The 17,023-nt window shown below is 45.4% G+C and carries 16 protein-coding genes and 1 tRNA gene; 1 reads left to right on the top strand and 16 read right to left on the bottom strand.

Features of this window, described 5'->3' with window-relative positions; translation table 11 throughout:
- Positions 1-20: 20 nt before the first annotated feature.
- The 13 genes from H3L97_RS06120 to H3L97_RS06060 all read right to left on the bottom strand — a co-directional run bounded on the left by H3L97_RS06120 (position 21) and on the right by H3L97_RS06060 (position 13,942).
- Positions 21-1,019: a CAP domain-containing protein gene (locus H3L97_RS06120; RefSeq protein ID WP_097113632.1), complete on the bottom strand. Its 999-nt coding sequence runs from the start codon at positions 1,017-1,019 to the stop codon at positions 21-23.
- A gap of 81 nt (positions 1,020-1,100) precedes the next feature.
- Positions 1,101-1,601, bottom strand: coding sequence for a hypothetical protein (locus H3L97_RS06115; RefSeq protein WP_097113633.1), 501 nt, complete (start codon positions 1,599-1,601; stop codon positions 1,101-1,103).
- Positions 1,602-1,637: 36 nt separating this feature from the next.
- Complete coding sequence (ylqF, locus tag H3L97_RS06110; RefSeq protein ID WP_097113634.1) at positions 1,638-2,576, bottom strand: ribosome biogenesis GTPase YlqF; 939 nt, start codon at positions 2,574-2,576, stop codon at positions 1,638-1,640.
- A gap of 536 nt (positions 2,577-3,112) precedes the next feature.
- Entirely contained in the window at positions 3,113-5,239 is a 2,127-nt protein-coding gene (gene pnp, locus H3L97_RS06105) for a polyribonucleotide nucleotidyltransferase (protein ID WP_097113635.1), read from the bottom strand.
- A 151-nt stretch (positions 5,240-5,390) separates the two neighbouring features.
- On the bottom strand, positions 5,391-5,837 hold the full coding sequence (locus tag H3L97_RS06100) for a hypothetical protein (protein WP_097113636.1): 447 nt from the start codon (positions 5,835-5,837) through the stop codon (positions 5,391-5,393).
- Positions 5,834-7,297 (bottom strand): phospholipase D-like domain-containing protein, encoded by a 1,464-nt coding sequence (locus H3L97_RS06095; protein WP_224446379.1) that lies wholly within the window; start codon positions 7,295-7,297, stop codon positions 5,834-5,836. The genes H3L97_RS06100 and H3L97_RS06095 overlap by 4 nt, the downstream gene beginning before the upstream one ends.
- A 25-nt stretch (positions 7,298-7,322) precedes the next feature.
- The gene (locus H3L97_RS06090; RefSeq protein ID WP_143269098.1) at positions 7,323-8,489 is read right to left on the bottom strand and encodes a cation:proton antiporter family protein; all 1,167 of its coding nucleotides are present in this window, start codon (positions 8,487-8,489) and stop codon (positions 7,323-7,325) included.
- Between the two features lie 115 nt (positions 8,490-8,604).
- Positions 8,605-9,963 carry a PFL family protein gene (locus H3L97_RS06085; RefSeq protein WP_097113639.1) on the bottom strand — a complete coding sequence of 453 codons (1,359 nt, stop codon included), beginning with the start codon at positions 9,961-9,963 and terminating at the stop codon, positions 8,605-8,607.
- Positions 9,964-10,044: 81 nt separating this feature from the next.
- Complete coding sequence (locus tag H3L97_RS06080) at positions 10,045-10,641, bottom strand: hypothetical protein (protein WP_097113640.1); 597 nt, start codon at positions 10,639-10,641, stop codon at positions 10,045-10,047.
- Positions 10,638-11,252, bottom strand: a complete 615-nt coding sequence (locus tag H3L97_RS06075; protein ID WP_097113641.1) for a hypothetical protein — start codon at positions 11,250-11,252, stop codon at positions 10,638-10,640. Before H3L97_RS06075 ends, H3L97_RS06080 begins: the two co-directional genes overlap by 4 nt.
- Positions 11,253-11,417: 165 nt before the next feature.
- Positions 11,418-13,106, bottom strand: a complete 1,689-nt coding sequence (gene dld / locus H3L97_RS06070) for a D-lactate dehydrogenase (protein WP_097113676.1) — start codon at positions 13,104-13,106, stop codon at positions 11,418-11,420.
- A gap of 38 nt (positions 13,107-13,144) precedes the next feature.
- Positions 13,145-13,417: an ACT domain-containing protein gene (locus tag H3L97_RS06065; protein WP_097113642.1), complete on the bottom strand. Its 273-nt coding sequence runs from the start codon at positions 13,415-13,417 to the stop codon at positions 13,145-13,147.
- A 294-nt stretch (positions 13,418-13,711) separates the two neighbouring features.
- Positions 13,712-13,942, bottom strand: coding sequence for a hypothetical protein (locus H3L97_RS06060; RefSeq protein ID WP_097113643.1), 231 nt, complete (start codon positions 13,940-13,942; stop codon positions 13,712-13,714).
- Positions 13,943-14,097: 155 nt separating this feature from the next.
- Here H3L97_RS06060 and H3L97_RS06055 point away from each other — a divergent pair, with 155 nt between their 5' ends.
- Positions 14,098-14,346: a helix-turn-helix domain-containing protein gene (locus H3L97_RS06055; protein WP_097113644.1), complete on the top strand. Its 249-nt coding sequence runs from the start codon at positions 14,098-14,100 to the stop codon at positions 14,344-14,346.
- Between the two features lie 99 nt (positions 14,347-14,445).
- On the opposite strand, the gene H3L97_RS06050 is transcribed toward H3L97_RS06055, so the two are convergent.
- The 3 genes from H3L97_RS06050 to ribD all read right to left on the bottom strand — a co-directional run bounded on the left by H3L97_RS06050 (position 14,446) and on the right by ribD (position 16,992).
- A tRNA-Thr gene (locus H3L97_RS06050) sits at positions 14,446-14,521 on the bottom strand.
- A 90-nt stretch (positions 14,522-14,611) separates the two neighbouring features.
- Positions 14,612-15,634, bottom strand: coding sequence for a hypothetical protein (locus H3L97_RS06045; RefSeq protein WP_097113645.1), 1,023 nt, complete (start codon positions 15,632-15,634; stop codon positions 14,612-14,614).
- 245 nt (positions 15,635-15,879) lie between these two features.
- Positions 15,880-16,992, bottom strand: coding sequence for a bifunctional diaminohydroxyphosphoribosylaminopyrimidine deaminase/5-amino-6-(5-phosphoribosylamino)uracil reductase RibD (gene ribD / locus H3L97_RS06040; protein WP_097113646.1), 1,113 nt, complete (start codon positions 16,990-16,992; stop codon positions 15,880-15,882).
- Positions 16,993-17,023: the final 31 nt, after the last annotated feature.

The following is a 17,023-nucleotide window of genomic DNA, read 5'->3' as shown; positions in this document are numbered from 1 at the left end:
TTTTCAGGCAGCCTGAAACATTAAAATTCCAAAAAATGCCGCTTTTTGCGTGTGGTAAATTGCCATGTTTCGGTGTGATTTTGCCCATTTTCACGATATTGAAATTCAACGCGATAAGGCGTATTAAATTCAAGCACTTCAATGGGGAACAAAGCAAATTCCGTTTTGTGGAGCTGGCGATTGGGGTCGTTTTGCGCGGTCAGGATTTTGGTTTGGGCGATTTCGCCCGTTGGCGCAAAAAGTTTGAATGAAATCATTTCAATATCATTTTGATTGCCATAAAACGCAATGCTAATTGGGTTGCCTGTTTTGCCGTGTTCGGGCATGGGATTGGGCTGCTCTTTGCCGTCATAGCTGGGGTCTATGTTTGCACCAATGGGAAATTTGACCGCCCCCACAAATTGCGGTGGCAACTGGCTCAATTTGATTTCGGTTTTTTGTCCCAAACATTGTGTGGTCAAAACATAGCGATGTGCGCCCGATTGGGGTGGATTGTCGCATAAAATGCGGTCTTGGCTGCTGCCTTGTTTCACCACAAACGCGCTGTATTTGCCACGCGACCACGCCGCGCCTGCCTCGTCATGGTCGGGGTGGAGCATGGCAAGGCGGTGGTAGAGTGCGGTCATCAAGCCGTCCACGCTGCGTCTGCCTGAACGGGCAAAATTGCCAATCGTCAAATTTTCGGCAATGGGTGCGGCATAGCCCACTGCGGTGGCGCGTTCTTGCGGTGTGCTGCCTGAAAAATGCGGATTGCTGCGGTTGCGTTCATCGTGTCCGTCCGCGTCTTTACTTAAATAAAGTGCGTGTTTTTGTGCGGCTTGTTGCAATTCGGGCGATACGGTAAGCGTGTTCAAACCTGCTTGTCTGCGCCATTGGTTCAGGCGGTCTAATCCCAATTTGGCTTCTTTTTTGGGGTCGTATCGCGTTTGGGAAAAATACGCCATGCCCACAATCAAAGCCAGCAAAGGCAACCAAAACAAAACCACACGGCGCATGGTCGGAGAAAGGGTTTCTAACATGATTTTTTGATTTCAATATTGGAATGATTTTTCAGGCAGCCTGAAAACCCAAAATGGACAATTCACTTCATCTGAAATGATTTATTTCATTTTTTTCAAAATGAAATTCATACAATAAGTCGCCATCAACAAAGCCACAAACACACACAAACTGATATACCATTGGTGGTCAAAACGCAAAGGCACAATCTGCCCATTTTCAATGCGATAGTCCATGTATGCCATGCCCAAACCAATTTCTTGCTGCAAGCGATAAGTGTCTTTGCCGATTTGTTTCACGCCAAAACCCATTGAATTGTCATAGGGTTGGCTTTCTTGCCATAATTCATCTTTTTGATTTAATTCAAACAATGGTTTCATACCAACAAAACGTTCACCTTTATCATCGAATCGATACACCGCCACGGAAAACCATTTGTGCGGGGTGTCGCCTTGCTGATAGCGTTGCGTGGCAAAAAGACTAACCGTTTCATTCAACAAAAAACTCAATATGGTGAACAACGTCAGCCAACACAACAAAATCGCCAGCGATGTCATTGCCTTAATAAACAACTTCCTGAAAAACAACAATATGCGTTTCATGATTCATTTTCCTGCTTTTCAGGCAGCCTGAAAGCATTATTCTTGGGGATTTTGCCCATTGCGTGCCGCTTTTTTCGCTTCACGCTGGGCTTTCAATTCCGCTTCGCGTTTGCGGGCGATTTTGAGCCATTGTTCCCACTGATTGGGCGTTTCCAGCGTAATGCGCCCCATTGCCCCTTCACGAAAATCCGTCAAAATCACTTCGGCGGCTTTTTGGTAATTCACGCGACCGCCAGCCAAACGCGCCCCGCGTTTTTGGGCAATCCATTCCAACCACGCCACATCGTCCCAATGGCTAGACGGGTCTTTGTCGGGCGAATAGCGATTTTGCAATAAAATCAAATAATGGCGGCGCAAATAATCCAGCAATGCCAACGCCACTTCTTCTTCGTCCAGCGCATTGCGCCCCACCGCGCCACTTGCCGCCAAATTGTAGCCGCTTTCTTCCACAATGATTTTCGGCCACAACATACCAGGGGTATCGTAAAGCCAAAAATCGTCTGCCAAAAACAGCCGTTGTTCCGCTTTCGTGATACCAGGTTCATTGCCCGTTTTGGCGGATTTTTTGCCTATCATGCCATTGATGAGCGTGGATTTGCCCACATTCGGAATACCACAAATCAACACACGCAAAGGCTTATCCAAACCGCCCCGATTGGGCATCATTTGGCGACAGGCTTGCGTGATTTTGGCGGTTGCGCCTTTTTCCGATGCGTCCAAAGCAATCGCTTGGGTGTGTGCTTGTTGATTGTAATGATTGAGCCAAATAGTGGTGCGTTCAGGGTCGGCAAGGTCTTGTTTATTTAAGATTTTCAGTTTAGGCTTGCCTTTGGACAGTTGCGCCAAAAGCGGATTTTCGCTGGACGCAGGCAAACGCGCGTCCAGCATTTCAATGACCATATCCACCGTTTTAATGCGGTCGGCGATGGCTTTTTTCGCCTTATTCATGTGTCCAGGGAACCATTGGATTGCCATGTTTTTGCTTTCTTTTTTATGGGAACGGATTTTCAGGCAGCCTGAAAATACACGACAAAAATCTTTCAGGCTGTCTGCAACCTGTCCCCTCCCCTGCTGGCGGGGGAGGGTTAGGGTGGGGGTGGCTCTTTGCGTTTCTAACCCCCAGCCCTCCCCCTTACATAGGGGGATGGGGCAGGTTTGTGGCAATATCAAAAAATGTCGTGTACTGAAAGGCAGCCTGAAAAGATGCTGAATACAACAAAACGCAAATTATAGATGATGTGTTTGAATTGCACTACATCATTTGCGCCGAAAAAAAAAATGCGCACACCCCGTTAGGAGTATGCGCCAAGTCTACAAAGGAGAAATAGAGGAGAAATATTCTGCCACATCTCTGTAACAGAACAGGGCGAATTATGTACTTTTCTTTCACACTCGTCAAGTGCTTTTTGCAATTAAATTGCATTAAATTGCTTTAAGTTAAGTAAACACCCACAAAATCCCCAAATCATGCTGCCTGAACAGGCATTCAGGCAGCCTCAAATGTAGTTTAGTTAAATGTCAGCCGCTTCCAAAGGCGTACTGGTGGGTTGGTCAATCAAGGCTTTCATAGACAAACGCACACGACCGCGCTCGTCCACTTCCAAAGCCTTAACCGTAACCACTTGACCCACTTGCAAATAATCGCTCACATTGCGAACGCGCTCGTGGGAGATTTGGCTGATGTGTACCAAACCGTCTTTACCAGGCATGATGGTCACAATCGCGCCCACATTGTTGTCCAACAATTTCACCACGGTGCCTTGATACACTTTGCCCACTTCCACTTCGGCTGTGATTTGTTCAATGCGGCGTTTGGCGGCTTCGCCTGCTTCGGCGGTGGTGGCGGCAATCGTTACCGTGCCATCATCGGCGATGTTGATTTCGGTGTTGGTTTCGGCTGTGATACCGCGAATGGTTTCGCCACCTTTACCAATCACTTCACGGATTTTATCGGGGTTGATTTTCATCGTGTACAAGCGTGGCGCGTGTTGCGACAATTCTTGAGGACCCGCAACAGCTTCTTGCATTTGCGCCAAAATGTGCATGCGCGCTTCTTTGGCTTGCGCCAAGGCAATTTGCATGATTTCTTTGGTAATGCCTTGAATTTTAATGTCCATTTGCAAAGCGGTTACGCCTTCGGTTGTCCCTGCCACTTTGAAATCCATGTCGCCCAAATGGTCTTCATCGCCCAAAATATCGGTCAATACGGCAAATTTATTGTCTTCCAAAATCAAGCCCATGGCGATGCCTGCAACATGCGCTTTCAAAGGCACACCTGCCGACAACAAACTCAAACAGCCGCCACACACGCTCGCCATTGAAGACGAACCGTTGGATTCGGTAATCTCGGAAACCACGCGCATGGTGTAGCTGAAATCTTCGGGTTTGGGCAACACGGCAACCAAAGCGCGTTTTGCCAAGCGACCATGACCGATTTCGCGGCGTTTGGGTGCGCCCACGCGACCCACTTCGCCTGTGGAATAGGGTGGGAAATTGTAGTGCAACATAAAGCGGTCGGTGTATTCGCCGCTCAATGCGTCAATGATTTGCTCATCGCGTGCTGTACCCAAAGTGGCAACTGCCAATGCTTGCGTTTCGCCGCGTGTGAACAAGGCTGAACCGTGTGTGCGTGGCAACACATTGGTTTGAATGTTCAATGGGCGCACGGTGCGTGTGTCGCGTCCGTCAATGCGTGGCTGACCTGCCAAGATTTGCCCGCGTACCACATCGGCTTCCAACTGTTTGAAAATGCCCTTGATTTCGTTTTTTGCCAAAGTGTCGGTTTCTTCGGTAATCAATGCGGCTTCAACGGCTGCCCATGCTTCGTCCAATTTTGCCACACGCGCTTGTTTTTGGCGGATTTTGAAGGCTTCCGCAATCAGGCTGCCTGAAATGTCTTTCACTTTGTTAATCAATTCGGTGTTGGGTTCGGGAGCTTGCCAATCCCACACTTCGGGGTTCACTTCATCGGCAAATTCGTTGATGGCGGTAATCACGGCTTGCATTTGTTCATGACCGTACACCACCGCGCCCAACATCACGTCTTCGGGCAAAATATCGGCTTCGGATTCCACCATCAACACGGCTTGGGCTGTGCCTGCCACCACCAAATCCAGTTGTGAACGGTGTAATTGGTGCTTGCTGGGGTTCAACACATAGGTGTCGTTGATGTAGCCCACACGCGCTGCGCCGATTGGACCTGCAAACGGCACACCGCTCAATACCAAAGCGGCAGACGCACCAATCATGGCGGGAATGTCGCTGTCAATTTCGGGGTCGGCAGACACCACCATCGCCACGATTTGCACATCGTGGTAGAAACCTTCGGGGAACAGGGGGCGGATTGGGCGGTCAATCAAGCGGCTGGTTAAGATTTCTTTTTCGCTTTGTTTGCCTTCGCGTTTGAAGAAACCACCGGGAATGCGACCTGCGGCATAGGTGCGCTCAAAATAATCCACGGTTAAGGGGAAGAAGTCTTGACCTTCTTTCACGTCTTTGTTGGTGGTTACGGCAACCAAAACCACCGTGTCGCCCATGGACACTTTGACTGCGGCTGCGGCTTGGCGTGCGATTTCGCCTGTTTCTAATGTTACGGTGTGTTCGCCGTATTGAAATGATTTAATGTGTTTGTTAAACATGAATTGTCCTTCAAATTTAAAAATATCCGCCGCGAAAATACTATTGATGCACACTTTTTCCCAATGTGCATGGGTAGTATTTCAGGCTGGCGAATGGTTAAAAAAACTTGCGAAGTTTAACACAAAATGGCTTTTCAGGCAGCCTGAAACATCATTTTGCCGCTTTTTGCGTTTCAAATGCTGCCTGAAATTTTTTGCTGCCGTCCAGCGTCCATTCAATTTGCCAATCGTGCCGCGCTTGGGTACACAGGGGCAAATGCACGTTTTCAGCCAGCCACGTTCCGTCATTTTGCCGTTTTAAATCAAAGCGATTGAAACCCATGTCCATATCGCGCATGCTGAAACTTGCCGATAAACTTTGTGTGCTTTCAGGCAGCCCTGTTGCCACAATCCGAAACGGTGCGTTGTTGTGCGACACGTTTTCCAGTTTCAAACGCGCATTTTGCCCAAATGGGCAGCCTGAAACGGCAATTTCACAGCTTTCAGGCAGCGTTTCGCTGGCAATTTGCTGGCTTTGCCACCACCAAATGCCACCCAATTTCAATAAACCAAACACCAATAAACCTACTGCCAAAACGATTTTTTGTTTTTGGTTCATGATGATTTATCTTTTTGTTTGGATTTGATTTTGCGCTTTTGCCGCAAAGCGTAAATCAGGGTAGAAATGCCACCCACGCCCAGCAACACAATAATCGGCACCACCAACAAATACGGCGCAAACGCCAACAACACCGCAAAACCCAATAAAGTCAAACCCAAACTCAAATAGGCGTTGGCTTCGCGGCTGTCCACAATATTGCTGCCACTGTGCCAGTTTCCTTTAAAAGCCTGTGATAATTCAAGCATTTGTCGTGCAACGGCTTTGGCTTGCTGGCGATTCATCGCTTTGAGCTGCCTGAAACGCGCTTGGCGACTTTCGCGCACGGCGGCGGCTTCAATGTCGTTCAAAACGATTTCGGTGGCGTTGTCCAAATCTTTCAAAAAATGATGGCATAATTGGGCAACCGTGTTTTGGTCTTCAATAATCACGTCCAATTCGCGGTTGAAATGCCAACTGGAAAAATTCAAATTGGTTGAACCAACACGCGCCCACACGCCATCGGCAATGGCGGCTTTGGCGTGTATCATCGTGCCGTTCCACTCAAACACGCGCACGCCTGCCTGCAACAGTTCACGGTAGCGCGTTCGCGACACACGCGCAATCCAGCGAATATCGGACGTTTTTGGCACGAGTATGCGTACGTCCACGCCTGCATGGGCGGCGTTTATCAGGGCTTGGGTGTAGAGCCGCGTGGGCATGAAATAGGCATCGGTAATCCAAAGTCGTTGATTTGCCAAAGCAATGGCGTTCAAATCCAAACGCATCATGTTGTTGTCGCTGGGCGTGGTGGCAACCACCCCTGCACGCAGGCTGCCTGAAACCTCATCGCCCGAAAACGCAGGCAAAACAATGCTTTCAGGCAGCTTTTGATTTTGTGAAGACAAGGTATCGGCAAACGCAGCCATCACATCACGCACCGCATCGCCTTGAATTTTCACACCAATATCGCGCCATTCTGCCACATTTTTGTGTGCATTGCCCTGCCACGCAGACGAAATGCACAAGCCACTCACAAAAGCGGTATGACCATCAATCACAAACGATTTGCGGTGATTGCGCGACAGCAAACCCACCCCACTGGCAAAACCAATCGGATTATAAGCCACCAACATCGCCCCTGCCTTTTGCAAAGGTTTAAAAAACCGTTTTAAAACAGGCACAATACAACCAAACCAATCGTACACCAGCACAATTTGCACGCCTTGTTGCTGTTTGCGAATGAGCAAATCGCGCATTTGTTTGCCAAAATCGTTGTCGGCAAAAATGTACATTTCAATCAAAACATAATGTTGTGCCGATTCAATGGCAGCATACCATTCGGGGAAATTTTCGCTGCTGTTGTTCAAAATTGTGATGCTTTGATTGTGGCGGATTGGGGTATTGCTGCTGCGTAAGCGGAGCTGAGCTAGGATTTGGTGATTGAGAGACAACATCTCTTGATTTTTTTCCATATTCATATCAAACTCAATTCTTGATTAATTTTTATTTTGTTGGTACTTGGCAAATGGCTGTTACATCAATCAAATCATCTCCGAAAGCCCCTCCTGCGGAAAACTGATAACAAAACTTCCCTATTGTTTGATGTTCTGATAATTCTTTTCCAACTGGGCAAAGGACATGAATATTTTTTGTTTTAATCATTAACTTACCAATTAAATAATCATCATTAGATTGGCATATTGCAGAATGTATTTCCACTTTATTCTTTTCCCGTTTATCTCTAAACATTTGAGCCAATTTCATTTTTTCATTTTCATTTAAATTTTTACTGAAATTGATATTAAGTTTAAAGATTTTAGTGTCTGTGTCTGGTTCTGTGATTCGAGATGATACAAAAACCTGACTCAAAGGCTGCTCATGTTGGGTTTTCATAATACTGGAAAACCATAAAACCCACCAAATCACAATAAAAAAAACAATAAACAATATTGAGTGAATCCATTTTACATCACGAAAATTTTTAAACTCATTGATTTTATTTCTTAACCAAGAAAACAGGACAACCAATGCAGCCCATAATAAACCCGCAATGCCACCAATTTTCCAATTTTCACTAATTAGGTAAAAACCCAGTAATGAAAAAAAGTACACCACAATAAAAATACCAAGCAATTTCCAATATCTAAACTTTTTATTAGGAAATTCAATAGCAAACCCAAAGCTAAAAAATATCATTAAAACAATGGAGAATGCCACAATCGGTATCAAACCAATATCATAAACTACCAAAGGAAACACATTTATTAAACCCAAATGGTTCAAATAATAATATAAAATTAAGGCATTGAAAAACGCTGCTATGGGTAACAGACCAATAAAAAGCGTTACCAAAGGAGACAAAATTTCTGCAAAACTTTTATTTCCATAATTAAAGCCATCTTCTTGATTAACCAACTTATTCAAATCAAGGCTCAATTTATCTAATTGGGTCGTACATTCTTGTTTCAATTCAACCAAATTGGGTTCATACCTACTTTCAAAACTACATGTATATTGCTTTATTTCATTACGAAGTTCGCTAATTTGTGTTTGTATTTGTTCAATTTCCAAATAACTTATGCGAAAATTTTGTTTAAGAAAATGGATTTTTACTCGCTCAACTTTCCATTTTAAATCAGTTATTTTATGTTCAAAATATTGTTTTTTCATAAAAATACAACATCTCATATCCATTATTTGTAATAAACAGACGTATTTCAGGCAGCCTGAAAATATCACGCTGCCTGAGACAAAGCTGCCTGAGACAAAAAAATAGCCTGAAACATCAATTCTTCATAGACTGCACAGGCGCAGGAATCCGACCACCGCGATTGACAAACACTTCACAAGAACCTTCTTTCACAGGCATAATCGGTGCATAACCCAACAATCCGCCAAATTCCACGCTCTCGCCCACATCTTTGCCCGTTACGGGGATAATCCGCACCGCAGTCGTTTTGCTGTTAATCATGCCAATGGCGGCTTCATCGGCAATAATCCCTGAAATGGTTGCCGCGCTGGTTTTGCCTGCCACCGCAATCATGTCCAAACCCACCGAACACACGGCTGTCATCGCTTCCAATTTATCCAAAGTCAAAACTCCACTTTCGGCTGCCGCAATCATGCCCTCGTCTTCCGACACGGGAATGAACGCGCCACTCAAACCGCCCACCGCGCTGCTTGCCATCATGCCGCCTTTTTTCACCGCGTCATTGAGCAAAGCCAAAGCCGCAGTCGTGCCATGTGTGCCGCACACCGACAAGCCCATGCTTTCCAAAATCCGCGCCACGCTGTCGCCCACCGCAGGCGTCGGTGCAAGCGACAAATCCAAAATGCCAAACGGAATGCCCAGCATTTTCGCCGCTTCTTGCCCAATCAATTCGCCCACGCGCGTGATTTTAAAAGCGGTTTTTTTCACGATTTCGGCAATTTCGGTCAAATCGTGGCTGTCGCAACCCTGCAAGGCTGCCTGAACCACACCCGGTCCCGACACGCCCACATTGATAATCGCGTCCGCCTCGCCCGAACCGTGAAATGCGCCTGCCATAAATGGATTGTCTTCCACCGCATTGCAAAACACCACGATTTTGGCACAACCGAAACCTTCGGGCGTGATGTTTGCCGTTTCTTTGATGATTTCGCCTGCCAATTTGACCGCGTCCATATTGATGCCAGCGCGGGTTGAGCCGATGTTGATGGACGAACACACAATATCGGTGGTTTTCATGGCTTCGGGAATACTGCGAATCAGCGTTTCATCGGCTGGCGACATGCCTTTTTGCACCAGCGCGGAAAAGCCGCCAATAAACGACACACCGATGTCTTTCGCTGCCTTATCAAGGGTTTGAGCGATGGCAACATAGCTGTTTGCACCTGTGGCTGCCGCGATTTGCGCGATGGGCGTAACGGAAATGCGCTGATTCACAATCGGCACACCGTATTTGGCAGACAAATATTGCGCGGTTTTGACCAAATCTTTGCCAATGCGCGTGATTTTGTTGTAAATATTTTGATTTAAGATGTTGATGTCGGGGTGTATGCAATCGTGCAAATCAATGCCGATGGTAATGGTGCGCACATCAAAATTTTGCTCGGCAACCATATTGATGGTTTCTAGGATTTCGTTGGTGTGGAGATTGTTCATGGGGTTTCCTTGAAATAAGATTCGGGTTTTCAGGCTGCTTCTTTGTTATGTACTGAAAAAAAGCAGCCTGAAAAGTATTGATTATTTGATTTTCTTCAAACCCAATAATGGTGTAGGTGAATCATGCCAACCTTGATAAGATAAAGCATACTCAAATTGATTAATTGGCACTTGTCTGCCATCAACCAAAATGGACGTAAACATTTCAAGATTAGGTGAAAAACCTGTACTTTCCGCGCCAGGTTTGGCAATTTCCATAGATGTTCCAAAACCATCAGATGTTTTACCATTGCATTTTAAGTGCTGCTTCACTTTTTTCAACCTGATGTATTTGTCATCAGAAGTAACGACAATACACATTGTAAATTCCATTTTAAAACGCGGTACAGTCCAATCTTTGGGGTAAACCGATAAACTGACTTTATTGTTATCAAACCTGATTTGAGCCAAAGCGATATTATCCACATTATTGCCCCAAGACTTCTCCACCTGATAATCACCAATATAATCTTGCAGCAAAGCCCGTTCTTGCTCATGCAAGATGGTATCTTTAAAACTGGGAAACGTAATTGTTGAATTTTTATGCAGCAGCCGTGAAGTCATGTATCCTCCACCCATCATGCAAGCACTCAACCCCAAACACGATAAACCAATCATGAATTTTTGAGCCAATTTCATTTTTGTTCTCCATATTGAAAAATTTTGTTACGCAATTGTTGAATATCTTCTACTGTAAATGCCACTGTATCATTGCTGAACGCACCATGTAATCTCGGGTCTCTAGCATTGGAAACCAACAAAGGTTCTTGGGTAAACTGCTCAATATCCACATACCATGCAGGCTCTGATTTAGGTACGGTAGATGAGGTGCATTGTGTTACAAGTGCCAATTGTTGATTAGCTTGTGATAAAGTCTTTTGTCTTTGTGTTACGGGTTGTTTTGCCCAATTTAAGAATGTATCGTATGTTTTCAGGCTGTCTGAAACAGATTGGGTACAATATCTTACCCTGCTCCATAAATCGCTGTACATATTAATCCGTGTGGTCATATTTTCATCATTATTCACACTGCGACACGCTTGCACCAAAACCATTCGAGGTGCAGAAGCCGTTGCCATAGAATAACGCTCATAAAATTGAGCGTCATGCTTTAAAAATAAATGGCTTTTTTTACTGAATCGCAAAACTTCCAATCCTGTTAAGCCTGTACAATCATAATGTTCGGTAGGCGATGTTGTCGCACAAGCAGATAATGCGGTAGATAAAATCAATAATTTGATGATTTTCATCTTTTGTTTTCCTTATTTAAAATGATTTTCAGGCAGCCTGAAACCTTTGCAAAACCCTATTTTTTGAACTTTTTTGAAAAATAAATTTATTAAAATTCAATATATTGAAATTTTAAAAAATCAAATTTTAGGAGTTTTGCAAAGGTCTCAGCCTGAAACTTGATTTTACTGCCAATTTTTCTTTTTAGACGTATGCCCAATCCCCACATTAAAACTGTTGGTCGGGTCAAGTTTGCGGTAAAACGCCTTCAATTCGGGCTTGGCTGCGTACAAATGCCCCACATTGTGCTCGGCAGGATATTGTGCGCCACGCGCGTCCAGCAATGCCAACATTTCGTGTTCCAAAGCCAACCAATCGTTGCCCTTTTTCACAATGTAATCTTGGTGGAAAACGTGGCAGAAAAAATGCCCATAATACAATTTATGACTGATTTTATTGGCAATGTGTTCAGGCAGCGTTTCAAACCAATTTTCATCGTTGCGGCGCAAGGCAATGTCCAAAGCCAAAATTTCTTCCACTTCATCGGGGTGGACGGCTCGGTAACGCACCGCCGCGCTCGCCACCGCAAATCGGTGCAACATGGCAGCCTGCGCCTCATCGGGCGTACATTCAAAAAACGCCCCATTTTGGCTGCCTGAAAACAGTTTTTGCAAATATTCACGCGCCTCGTTCACGCCATCGCCACCCATTTTGATGATGAGATGATGTTCAAACTGCTGGCGATAATCCAATAATTTTTGCGGCAAATGTTGCGGCAGATATTGCGACACAAATTGCAAAGCTCGGTCGGAAAAATGCGGTGGCAACACGGGCATTTGTTGTGCGAAACGGTCGGCTTTGGCTTTTAAATCAAACATTTTGGGCAAATTTGCCGTGCCTGCGTGTTTGATGATGTAAAACATGTCTTTACCATATTGCAAAGCCATATCAAAAGCATCACGATGAATGTATTCGCCCAAAATCGGCAAACTCTTGAATTGACTCAACATATCGCGGCGAAGTTGCGTCAAAACCGCCGTGTCGTTGGTGCCAAGGTAAAAAACCGCCGTGTTTTTTTCTGCCACAAAAGTGTCCAAACGCACGGCAAACACCGCCAATTTGCCCGCGCTGCCTGAAACTTCATGATGACGCGCAGGGTCGGCATTGAAACGCGCTGGCGTGTTCGCATTCACATCGCGCACATGGTGGCAATAGGCGTGGTCGTGTCCTTTGCCGCCTGCCTGAATGTCTTTGCGTTGATAGTGATGTCCTTGTAAATTCGTTAAAATTTCTTCTGGCGTGTCGCCCAAATCAATGCCCAAATGATTGACCAATTCCAACTCGCCCTGCGCGTTGATTTGCGCGTACAACGCCATTTCCGTATAGGCGGGTCCGCGCTGCACCAACGCGCCACCCGAATTGTTGCACACCCCACCAATCACAGACGCGCCAATGCAAGACGAACCAATGACCGAATGCGGCTCGCGCCCCAAAGGCTTGAGCAGCAATTCCAGTTCATTGAGCGTGGCACCTGCCAAGCAAACCACTTGTTCGTTGTTGTTAATCAGTTGAATCGATTTGATTTTCATGGTGTTGATGATGACCACATCGCGGTCGTAATCGTTGCCATTGGGGGTAGAGCCGCCTGTTAAACCCGTGTTGGCTGCCTGAAAAATCACAATCACATTTGCCGCCACACACGCTTGCAAGGCTTGCCATTGCTGCAACAACGTGGCAGGTCGCACCACCGCCAAAGCCGCGCCTTTACCAAAACGGTAGCCTTCGCGGTAGGCTTGGGTGTGCTTGGGGTCGGTTAAAACATCGCGCTCGCCCACAATTTGGCGCAGTTGGCTTAAAAGTTGTTGTGTTGTCATGATGTTATCCTTTTTCAGGCTGGCTGAAACGCCACCCATCAAATGCGGTGCATGGCGTTGAAAATTTGCTCGTTTTGCATTCTGATGTCCAACTGCAAGCGTTCACTTTCTGCCGCAAAAATGTCCAGCATTTCTTGGCGCGACTTGGGGCATTTTTCCGTGTCCACCAAAATAATCATGGTAAAAAAATCGTTCATCAGTTGCTGGCTGATATTGACGATGTTGATTTGGTTTTCCGCCAACAGTTTTGCCACTTCATACACAATGCCCACGCGGTCTTTGCCCACAACGATAATCACAGATTGAGTCATGTTTTTCCTTTCAAATGATTTTTCACAATCCAAAAATAAAGCGCATTTTAACGCAAATCTCCGCGTTCAGGCAGCCTGAAACCCTTGCAAAACCATGTTTCATAGAGCATGATTTTATATCTACCCCATTTATTTAGAAACATTTTCATATTTATCAATAAATTTAAAATAAGCGGATATAAAATCTGCCCTAACATATTAAAAGTGGTTTCTGCGACAGTTTTTAGCATTATTAGCAATAAGAAAAAGCACCCAAAAATTAATTTTGGGTGCTTCCATTTTTTAATCAATCATTTAATCACTAAATACATCAAATAATTTAGCAACAACCAGACCTACCGCAATCGGTGCAGCAGCAGTTACCAACAAACCTGCTGCCATGCCGCCGCCCACTACTGAACCAACTGCTGCCAAACCACCCGTCAAAGCAGGAGCACTCAAACCAGTAGCCGCATAACCAATACCAGCAGCAGTTGCCGCACCAGCACCGACACCCACTTTATTTGAAGTTGAATTTTCAGACATAGTCATCTCCTAAAATTTGTTCAAAGTTTAAAAAGGACTTACCCTTAACAGGCAAAATCATTCTACCTAAATTTAAAAATAAATTCAACCATAATTGAATTTATTTTGATTTTAGTGGATTGTTCTTCCCTTTTAATTTTTTAATACTGTTAAGTATGGAAAAATTAAACACCCCACACCCATACAGACTGATTTTTGCCCAAAATGTCCGACAAATACGCCGACTGAATGAAATTTCACAAGAAGAACTTGCATTAAATGCAGGTATCAGCAAAACCTATATTTGTGAAATTGAAAATGGCAGTCGCGCTGTATCCATTGACATCATGGGTAAAATTTCAGACGCACTAAATATGCCTTTGGAGCAATTATTGATACGTGATTTGTTGCAACCCCAAACATGAAAAAACGAGTTGCCGATATACATTTTTCGGCAACTCGTTTCGTTTTTTTGTTACAGTATCAAAATAAAAACCCAGCTCCGAAGAACTGGGTTTTAAAACTGGTGCCGGCGGCAGGAATCGAACTCGCGACCCCCTGATTACAAGTCAGGTGCTCTACCAACTGAGCTACACCGGCAAAGAAGTTGCTATTATGCTCATCTTTTTCATTTTTGGCAAGCGATTTGATGAAAAATCGTCAGCAAAAATCACAAGTTTTTGATAAAATTTAAAATTTATATTCAGCCTGTGCGCGGAATACATTGATTTTTTGCTTTTTGGCACCTGCAAAATTATCCACTTCCTTGCCATGCAAATAGAAAGCATTCAATTTCACATTTTTGTATGGCACATAGTTGGCACCAATTTGAATGCCTTGCACATTTTTGCTGTAATCTTCCACCGAAGACACGCCCGACATCGCACCCACATGACGCACATTCATAAACACATCATACGATTGCGCTTTGCCCCAATCCGCATTTTTGTATTTCACGCCCGCAAACACGCCATGATTGGACACTTTTTTGCCTGCCACATTGCGTACATCGTCTAAATTGGACACGCTGTATGCCGCCATTGCGCTTAAATCGGGGGCAAATTGGGTGTCTGCGCCCACTTCGCCAAACCAAGCGTCTTTTTTGCCTGTTGGGGTTTCGGTGTTTTTAACGTAGGTTAGGGTTGCGCCCAAATTGGTGCGTGGCGTGAGCGCGTATTTGCTTTGCACCGCCGCAATCGCATTGCGATGAACGCCCACACCCAAGCCATTGTCATTAAAGATTTTTGTTACGCGACCCACGGTAACTTTGGTGGGCAAGCCGCCATAGTTGAACGACAATTCGCCACCTGTTACTTCATTGTCCAACACGCGACCATAGGAAGAAAATGCGCCAAATTTACCTGCACGCAATTTCACTTGGTCGTAAACCGTGCCTTCAATAAACAATTTGTTCATGGGAATGTCTTGGTCGCCATTCATTTTGCCTGTTTTCAGGTTCAACTGTGGCTCAATTTCCATTTTTGCCGTCCAGTCTTGATACAAGCGCGCCGACAACCACAAATCGGCATTCAAATGACGTGAATTGGCGCGGGCTTTTTCCACTTCCACACTGTCAAAACGTGCGCGGATTGTGCCGTCAATTTTAACGCGGTCTTCTGTCCATTTTTGTACCTGCCCCAATGGGTTGGCAAACACGGGCATTGCCAAAGCAGCAAACAAGCCTGCAATCATCAATTTGGTGGATTTGAGCATTTTGGTTCTCCGATTTGTGGGTAAAATGACATCGGTGTCATGTGGTTTGTAAAAATAATCCAATTCAAAATTTTTGGATTTGTAAATTCATGTTTGCGTATGCTAATGCAATTGGGCTATTTAGGCAAAATATTTTTACACAAAAATACAAAAAATGCTGCCTGAAAATCACAAGCAGCATAAAATCTTTGTTTTTAAAATGTTTTTATCTGAAACAATGTTGCATTTCTACACCAAAATGCGTTTCAGGCAGCCTGAAAAGCGTGTTTTTTCTGCAAAACCCACTTCACATCATCGCCCAAAGTTTGCACCGAAACGGTTTGCCACAAAGCCTCATTTTGCAAAGCCCACTCGTTTTCAGGCAGCCTGAACAGGCTCTGCGCCCCTGCCCCCAAAATTTTAGGCGATTGATAATGCACGATTTCATCAACCAAATCTGCTGCCAAAACCGCGCTGTTTACGGTGCTGCCTGCTTCAATCATCAATTCGCCAATGCCATTGTCTGCCAATGTTTTCAATAAGTCAGCCAAATCAATGCGCCCATTATCTGCCTGCGCCCGAATGATTTTGACGTGCGGATAAGCGGCAAATTTTGCCACATCATCGCTCAACGTTACCAAAAAAGTGGGATTTTGGTCTTGAATGATGTGGCTGCTTTCGGGGGTTTTCAGGCTGCTGTCCAACACAATGCGCGTGGGCTGGCGCAAAGTGGGCAAAGCGCGCACATTCAAACGCGGATTGTCCGCCAGCACCGTGCCAATGCCCGTGAGTATGGCGCAACTTTCGGCGCGTAAAATTTGCACATCATGGCGCGATAAGTCATTGGTAATCCATTGACTTTTTCCATTTGACAGGGCGATTTTGCCATCCAAACTGGCAGCCGTTTTCATTTTCACAAAGGGGCGATTGCGCTCAATTCTTGATAAAAAGCCACGATTTAATGAACGTGCTTCATGTTCCAATAAACCCACGGCGGTTTCTATGCCCACATTTTCCAGCATATTCAATCCCTTGCCTGCCACCAAAGGATTGGGGTCGCGCATGGCAGCCACCACCCGTTTCACGCCTGCCTGAATCAAACCTTCGGCACAAGGCGGCGTGCGACCATAATGGGCGCAAGGTTCCAGCGTAACATAAGCGGTCGCCCCCTTCGCCCAAGCACCTGCCTGACGAATCGCGTGAACTTCGGCATGCGGCTCGCCCGCTTTCAGATGAAAGCCCTGCCCCACGATTTGTTCGCCATGTGCAATCACGCAACCCACGCGCGGATTCGGCGAAGTGGAAAATCGCCCTTGCCACGCCAACTCCAAAGCACGGCGCATGTGCTTTTCATCTAAATCATTGAAATGATGTTGCATATTTTTCCCTAAATACAATTCAGGCAGCCTG

The sequence above is a fragment of the Alysiella filiformis genome (genome assembly GCF_014054525.1).
Taxonomy (GTDB): domain Bacteria; phylum Pseudomonadota; class Gammaproteobacteria; order Burkholderiales; family Neisseriaceae; genus Simonsiella; species Simonsiella filiformis.
Note: the sequence above shows the minus strand (reverse complement) of the source record. Positions and strands in the feature narration are given on the sequence as shown.

Bases quoted from the DNA above. Each gene is read 5' to 3' on its own strand.
- H3L97_RS06075 (WP_097113641.1), bottom strand. From the start codon at position 11,252: ATGAAAATCATCAAATTATTGATTTTATCTACCGCATTATCTGCTTGT.
- H3L97_RS06090 (WP_143269098.1), bottom strand. From the start codon at position 8,489: ATGAAAAAACAATATTTTGAACATAAAATAACTGATTTAAAATGGAAA.
- H3L97_RS06045 (WP_097113645.1), bottom strand. From the start codon at position 15,634: ATGCTCAAATCCACCAAATTGATGATTGCAGGCTTGTTTGCTGCTTTG.
- H3L97_RS06120 (WP_097113632.1), bottom strand. From the start codon at position 1,019: ATGTTAGAAACCCTTTCTCCGACCATGCGCCGTGTGGTTTTGTTTTGG.
- dld (WP_097113676.1), bottom strand. From the start codon at position 13,106: ATGACAACACAACAACTTTTAAGCCAACTGCGCCAAATTGTGGGCGAG.
- H3L97_RS06065 (WP_097113642.1), bottom strand. From the start codon at position 13,417: ATGACTCAATCTGTGATTATCGTTGTGGGCAAAGACCGCGTGGGCATT.
- ribD (WP_097113646.1), bottom strand. From the start codon at position 16,992: ATGCAACATCATTTCAATGATTTAGATGAAAAGCACATGCGCCGTGCT.
- pnp (WP_097113635.1), bottom strand. From the start codon at position 5,239: ATGTTTAACAAACACATTAAATCATTTCAATACGGCGAACACACCGTA.
- H3L97_RS06080 (WP_097113640.1), bottom strand. From the start codon at position 10,641: ATGAAATTGGCTCAAAAATTCATGATTGGTTTATCGTGTTTGGGGTTG.
- H3L97_RS06115 (WP_097113633.1), bottom strand. From the start codon at position 1,601: ATGAAACGCATATTGTTGTTTTTCAGGAAGTTGTTTATTAAGGCAATG.
- ylqF (WP_097113634.1), bottom strand. From the start codon at position 2,576: ATGGCAATCCAATGGTTCCCTGGACACATGAATAAGGCGAAAAAAGCC.
- H3L97_RS06055 (WP_097113644.1), top strand. From the start codon at position 14,098: ATGGAAAAATTAAACACCCCACACCCATACAGACTGATTTTTGCCCAA.
- H3L97_RS06060 (WP_097113643.1), bottom strand. From the start codon at position 13,942: ATGTCTGAAAATTCAACTTCAAATAAAGTGGGTGTCGGTGCTGGTGCG.
- H3L97_RS06085 (WP_097113639.1), bottom strand. From the start codon at position 9,963: ATGAACAATCTCCACACCAACGAAATCCTAGAAACCATCAATATGGTT.
- H3L97_RS06100 (WP_097113636.1), bottom strand. From the start codon at position 5,837: ATGAACCAAAAACAAAAAATCGTTTTGGCAGTAGGTTTATTGGTGTTT.
- H3L97_RS06095 (WP_224446379.1), bottom strand. From the start codon at position 7,297: ATGAATATGGAAAAAAATCAAGAGATGTTGTCTCTCAATCACCAAATC.